Genomic DNA, 6,436 nt, shown 5'->3' on the forward strand with positions numbered 1-6,436 from the left:
GCCGGTGGCGGTGACGCCACCGCCCCCACTTTTCGCGTAACTGATCAGTCCTATCGAAAACCGTCTCTTCTGCCCCATCGACGACCGTAAGGCCTGCTCATGGCGGTTGATGAACGGCGGGGATGTGACGGTGAAAAGCATTCTCAACAAAACTTTGCAACAAATAGACGTACGCATCTTCCCAGGGGTCACAGGAGTGTCTATGTTCACCATTGGTCCCCCTGGTGGGACCGATCTCCACCGGCCCGTACCCCCGTTGGGCCGGTTCCCTCACACCGGAGGTACCACGTGCGCAAAGTCGCAGTGGGTCTGCTCGGGCTTTCGCTGACGGCAACAGGACTGGCGGTCGGCACGTCCGCCAGCGCCGCGCCGCAGCCCAAGTTGCCGGCGGCCGCTCCGTCGGTCGCCGAGCCAGCCCATGTCGACCACGACCTGCCGAACCCGCTCGAGGACAAGCGTCGCGCCCTGCGCCAGGAGGGCCTGAGCGACGTCCTCTCCGGCCGGGCCAAGGCGCAGAAGATCAACGGCAGCACGGTCGTCAAGGTCGGCAAGACCCAGGCCGAGGGGGCCACCGCCCGCTCGACCCGGGCCGGCGCCGCCAGCCAGATGGAGGACCAGTACGTCGAGCTCGCTCGCGAGCAGACCGACCGGATCTTCGTCATCCTCGCCGAGTTCGGCAACGAGCGGCACCCGAGCTACCCGGACCAGGACACCGACCCGACCACTCCGGGTCCGACCCGGTTCGACGGGCCGCTGCACAACGAGATCCCCGCCCCCAACCGGGCGGTGGACAACTCGACGGTGTGGCAGGCGGACTACAACGCCGAGCACTACCGCAAGCTCTACTTCGGCACCAACCCCGGTGACGAGTCGCTGAAGCAGTACTACGAGGCGCAGTCCTCGGGTCGCTACAGCGTCGACGGCACGGTCACCGACTGGGTGAAGGTCAAGTACAACGAGGCCCGCTACGGCCGCTCCGGCGGCTACCCGTGCGCCGACAACGTCTGCACCAACACGTGGGCGCTGGTCCGCGACGCCGCCAACCAGTGGGTCGCCGACCAGAAGGCCGCCGGCCGCACCGACGCCCAGATCGCCGCGGACGTCAAGGCGATGGACCAGTGGGACCGGTACGACCACGACTCGGACGGCAACTTCAACGAGTCGGACGGCTACATCGACCACTTCCAGATCGTCCACTCCGGCGGCGACGAGGCCGACGGTGACCCGTACCAGGGCGAGGACGCCATCTGGAGCCACCGCTGGTACGCCTTCGCGTCCGACCAGGGCTCGACCGGCCCGGCCGACTTCCCGGCCGGCGGCACCCAGATCGGCAACACCGGCATCTGGATCGGTGACTACACCATCCAGCCGGAGAACGGCGGCCGGAGCGTCTTCTACCACGAGTACGGCCACGACCTCGGTCTGCCGGACGACTACAACGTCGTCAGTGGTGGGGACAACAACAACGAGCACTGGACCCTGATGGCCCAGAGCCGGCTCGGCGCCAAGAACGACGCCGGGATCGGCGACCGCGGCGGTGACCTGGGCGCGTGGAACAAGCTCCAGCTCGGCTGGCTCGACTACGAGGTGGTCGTCGCGGGGCAGCAGCGCACCCTGAAGCTCGGCCCGCAGGAATACAACACCAACGAGGCCCAGGGCGTCGTCGTGGTGCTCCCGAAGCGGGAGTACACCTTCGACAACGGCAAGCCGTTCGAGGGCACCAAGCAGTTCTTCTCGGGCAACGAGGACGACCTCAACAGCACGATGACCCGGACCCTGGACTTCACCGGGAAGTCGTCGGCGTCGCTGTCGATGAAGGGCCGCTACGACATCGAGGCCGGGTACGACTACCTGTTCTTCGAGGCGTCGCTCGACGGCGGCCAGACCTGGACGGCGCTGCCGGGCACGGTCAACGGCCAGCCCCTTCCGGAGATCTCGCCCGGACGGCCGGCCCTGGACGGCAGCAGCAACGGCCAGTGGGTCGACATCAACATCCCGATGGACGTGGCGGCGGGCAAGGTCGCGCAGTTCCGGCTGCGCTACCAGACCGACGGTGGTGTCTCCGCGGGCGGCTTCTACGGTGACGCCGTCACCGTGACCGCCGACGGTCAGAACGTCCTCTCCGACGGTGCCGAGTCCGGCGCCGCGGGCTGGACGCTCGCCGGCGGCTTCGAGATCGCCGAGGAGAGCTACACCCGCGAGTTCGACAACTACTACATCGCGGGCACCCGGCAGTACATCTCGTACGACAAGTACCTGAAGACCGGCCCGTACTTCTTCGGCTACGCGAACACCCGCCCGGACTACGTGGACCACTACGCGTACCAGGAGGGTCTGCTGATCTCCTACTGGAACACCCGCTGGGCGGACAACGACACGTTCGCGCACCCGGGTGAGGGTCGCAACCTGATCATCGACGCGCACCCGCGGCCGATCTACAACCTGACCGGGCAGCCCTGGCGGGCCCGCGTCCAGGTTTACGACGCGCCGTTCAGCCTGAAGAAGGCCGACTCGTTCACGCTGCACCTCAACAGCCAGCCGCAGTACATCCGTGGCCAGGCCGCGCAGCCGCTGTTCGACGACACCAAGCAGTACTGGTACCCGGAGCTGCCGAACCACGGCGTCAAGCTCCCGGCCACCGGCACCAAGATCCGGGTCCTGGAGAAGGACGGCGTCTACACCAAGATCCGCATCTCCTGATCCGCTGATCCCGCACCACCCGCACCACGCGATGCCCGGGCAGGCCACCTGCCCGGGCATCGCCCTTTCCGGCCGGGTGCACAGGACAGGTACGGATCCGGGCGAGCCCCGCGCCGGCGACGGACGGGCGCGCCGGGTCCGGTGCCGCTGGCGGCGCTCCGGCATGCCGGCCAGCATCGTGAGGATCAGCGCGGTGCGCTGAGCGGCCGACCCCGCCCGGCATCCCCCGGCCCGCCCGACGCCGGGCGAACCGGGGCCCGCCGAGCGATCCCGGCCACCCGGCCGGGTCGGCGGCGGAGCCGGCCGGCACCGGGGTCCTAGGCTGTTCGGCATGACCGAGCAGCGTGGCGGGCCCGTCGACGAGTCCTGTGTCCTCACCGAAGGGCCGTGGACACACCGGTTCGTCGGCGCCAACGGCAGCCGGTTCCACGTCGTCGAGGCGGGCACGGGCCCGATGGTGCTCTTCCTGCACGGTTTCCCCGAACACTGGTGGGCCTGGCACGAGATGCTGCCGGCGGTCGCCGACGCCGGGTTCCGCGCCGTGGCGGTCGACCTGCGCGGCTACGGCGCCAGCGACAAGCCGCCCCGGGGGTACGACGGCTACACCCTCGCCGCCGACATCGCCGGCCTGATCCGGGCCCTCGGCGAGCGCTCCGCGACCCTGGTCGGGGCCGGCGCCGGTGGCCTGATCGCCTGGACCGTGGCGTCGTTCCACCCGTCCCTGGTCCGCCGGCTGGTGGTGCTCGGCGCCCCGCACCCGCTCCGGCTCCGGGCCGCCATCTTCGCCGACCCACGGGGGCAGTTCGCCGCCTCCACACCCGCCCTGAAGTTCCAGTTGCCCCGCTACGAGCACGTGCTCACCCGGGACGACGCGGCGGCGGTCGAGGAGATGCTGCGCCGCTGGGGCGGGCCACGCTGGGTCCACGGGCCGGACTTCGAGGCGTACGCCCGGCGGTGCCGGGAGGCGATGCGGATCCCGCAGGCGGCGTTCTGCGCGCTGGAGGGCTACCGCTGGGCGTTCCGCTCCGTGCTCCGCCTGCACGGCTACCGCTTCGTCCGGCTGATGCAGAAGCCGCTGATCACGCCGACCCTCCAGCTGCACGGCGCGCTCGACCAGGTGTCCCTGCCGCGCACCGCCCAGGGCTCCGGCCGGTACGTGGTGGCCCCCTACGAGTGGCGGCTCCTGGACGGCGTGGGGCACTTCCCGCACCTGGAGGCCCGCGAGGTGGTGCTCGGCGAGATCCTGCGCTGGGCGAAGTCCTGACTCAGACCCGCTGCTCGCGCAGGTCGGCGACCTCGGCGGCCGGTGCCCAGCCCTGGTAGACGCCGAAGTCGAAGACCTCCAGCCCCATCGCCTGGGCGACGGGCCAGCGCCCGCCGGTGTACTCCACCCGCAGCCAGCCGTCGTGTTCGCCGAGGACGATGAACGGCTGCCCCTGCCAGGTGCAGGTGGTCCGCACGTACGCCAGGTCGTCGACCTCGGTGGCCGGCACCACCCGCACGTGCCGGCCGGGGCGTACCTCCTCGAAGCCCTCGCCCGGCTCGGGCTGGTAGAGCCGGACGTCGTCACCGTCCGGGCTCGCCTGGTACTCCCGTCCGCGCCAGCGGGCCACGTAGCCGTCCCGGATCACCGCTCACCGACCTGTCGCCACAGCAGCGCGTCGGTGTCGAGGATGGCGACCACCCGCTCGGTGCCGTCCGCGCCGATCCGCCACAACTGCGCGCCGTGCGGCAGCCGGGCGCTGTCCACCTTGAACTCCGCCACCACGTCGCTGCTCTCCCCCGGGGCGAAGCCGTTGCCCCGGAACGGCGGGCGCTCGATGACCCAGCCCTCCATGGCCCGCATGGCCGCCTCGTTCTGCCCGCCGTACGGGATCCGGTAGAGGCTGGGCCGGTGCGCCGGCCAGCGCAGCACGTAGATCTCCTCGGCGTCCCGGGCGAACGGCGACTCGGGGTGCCCGAGGCCGAGCGCGTCGTACAGCTGGGCCGGGGTGTTCAGGTGGGCCAGCTCGTTCGCCCGGTGCACGAAGCCGGAAACCCGGTCGTAGCCCCGATCCAGGTAGTACGCGAGCTGGCTGGGGGCGACCGCCTTCTGCATCACGATCGGCCGGGCCGGGTCGGGCGCGGCGTAGCGGGGGCGGCTGACCGGCTCCTCGACGGGGGGCGGCGGCTCGCTCTCGGCCCCGACGTCGTCGCCGAGCCCCACCTCCGCCGCCCAGTTGGCCAGCGCGACGATCTGCTCGCCGGGCAGCTTCGCCCCGACGGGGCTGCCCGGGTTGACCGCGAACGACCAGGACTCGTCCGGCCAGCGGCGGATCAGCTGGACGAACTTGACCTCGATGGTCTCGACCGTCGCGTCGGTGTGCTCCGCGAGCCGCTCCGGCGAGGTGTGCACCACGACGAACGTCTCGCCGTCCAGCTCCTCCGTACGCCAGACGAAGCCGGGCTCACCGGGTCGGCTCCCCGGCGTGGACCCGGCCGCCACCGGCAGCAGCACGCGGGCCAGCAGCAGCGTGGACAGGAACGTGTCGGTGCTGCCGGTCCCGGCGGCGTCGAGCAGGTTCTCCTCGACCTCGTTGGCCGGCTGGAAGTCGACCGGAACCTCGGTCCGGGACGCCGCCTCGTCGTCGGGGTCCGGCCGATGGTCCTCCACCGAGGGCACGCCGGACCCGCCCGCAGCGGTGTCGGCCCGCCCGCCCCACGCCAACGCCGCGTCCTCCGCCGGCGTGGTGTCGCCCTGCCCGCCCCACGCCGGCGCCGCGTCCTCCCCCGGCGTCGGTCCGGCCGGGGCTCCGCCGCCATCGGTCGGCGGCTGCAGCCCGCCGGACGTCTCCGGCCCGGGCGCGCCGTCGACCTGCCCGGCGGGTGCGAAGTCGACCGGACCGGCGGGTGCCGTGCCGACCGGGTGGGCGGACGCGGGATCGACCAAAGTGGCGGGTGCGGGACCGACCGGGCCGGGTGCCGGGCCGAAGGCGGCGACGGCCGGGCCAGGTGTCGCGTCGGACAGGCCGGCGGGTGCCGTGTCGGCCGGACCGAAAGCGGCGACGGCCGGGTCGGGTGTCGCGTCGGCCGGGCCGGCGGGGGCCGGGGCCGCCCGGTCGCCGCGCCGCACCGGCTCGAACAGCGACACGGGCTCGGGGTCGGTGCCGTCGGGAGGCCCGGTCAGGTCCCGCGACTCGATGACGGTGCCCTCGATGACGATCGGCGAGAACCCGCGCCGGGGGGCGGGCGGCCCGGAGACCGGCTCCGCGACTGACACCGGCTCCTCCGCCGGGTCGGGCTCCGGTGTGGGCCGGGGGCGCGGCAGGGCCTGGGTGGCGTCGCCGTCCGGCTCCGGCCGGCGCGGGGCGTACGCCGGCATGGCGTCGGGGGCCGGGACGCGCAGGTCCCGGGTGACGTCCTCGACGGCCACGTCGGGCCGGCGCGACGGCAGCACCTGGGTGCTCTCCCCGACCGGCACCGCGAAGGCCCGGGTCGGTTCCCCGTCGGCCGGGGCGACCGGGATCGGCTGGGTCGGGCCCTCCGGCACCGGCTCGGCGAGCGGCCGGCGCCGGGGGAACGGCTGGCCGCCGCGCGCGAGGCGGGAGGGCGGGACGGCCCGTTCGCCGGAGCGCAGCGCCTCCTGCCGCTGCGCCGACGCACGGCCGGACGCCGGCTCGAAGAAGGACCGGTGGTTGGGCCGCTCCGGGGGCTCGCCGGCGGGGCGGCCGTTCGTCGGGACGGACTGGGCGGGGGG

At 72.8% G+C, this 6,436-nt stretch carries 4 protein-coding genes; 2 read left to right on the forward strand and 2 right to left on the reverse strand.

Translation table 11 applies throughout. From position 1 onward, the window contains the following. Nucleotides 1–303 precede the first annotated feature (303 nt). Nucleotides 304–2,700, forward strand: a complete 2,397-nt coding sequence (locus ACSNOB_RS31115; protein ID WP_436690923.1) for an immune inhibitor A domain-containing protein — start codon at nucleotides 304–306, stop codon at nucleotides 2,698–2,700. A 331-nt stretch (nucleotides 2,701–3,031) separates the two neighbouring features. Then, a complete protein-coding gene (locus tag ACSNOB_RS31120) occupies nucleotides 3,032–3,964 on the forward strand; it encodes an alpha/beta fold hydrolase (RefSeq protein ID WP_393102067.1) in 933 nt (310 codons plus the stop codon). Between the two features lies 1 nt (nucleotide 3,965). Here ACSNOB_RS31120 and ACSNOB_RS31125 read toward each other — a convergent pair whose 3' ends face one another. Together ACSNOB_RS31125 and ACSNOB_RS31130 are read right to left on the reverse strand one after the other, a co-directional pair. Continuing rightward, on the reverse strand, nucleotides 3,966–4,331 hold the full coding sequence (locus ACSNOB_RS31125; RefSeq protein ID WP_436690919.1) for a hypothetical protein: 366 nt from the start codon (nucleotides 4,329–4,331) through the stop codon (nucleotides 3,966–3,968). Next, the coding region (locus tag ACSNOB_RS31130) for an SseB family protein (RefSeq protein ID WP_436690921.1) at nucleotides 4,328–6,436 on the reverse strand (2,109 nt) is incomplete at its 5' end. The genes ACSNOB_RS31130 and ACSNOB_RS31125, both read right to left, overlap by 4 nt.

Source organism: Micromonospora sp. URMC 106 (genome assembly GCF_051386395.1).
Taxonomy (GTDB): Bacteria; Actinomycetota; Actinomycetes; order Mycobacteriales; family Micromonosporaceae; genus Micromonospora.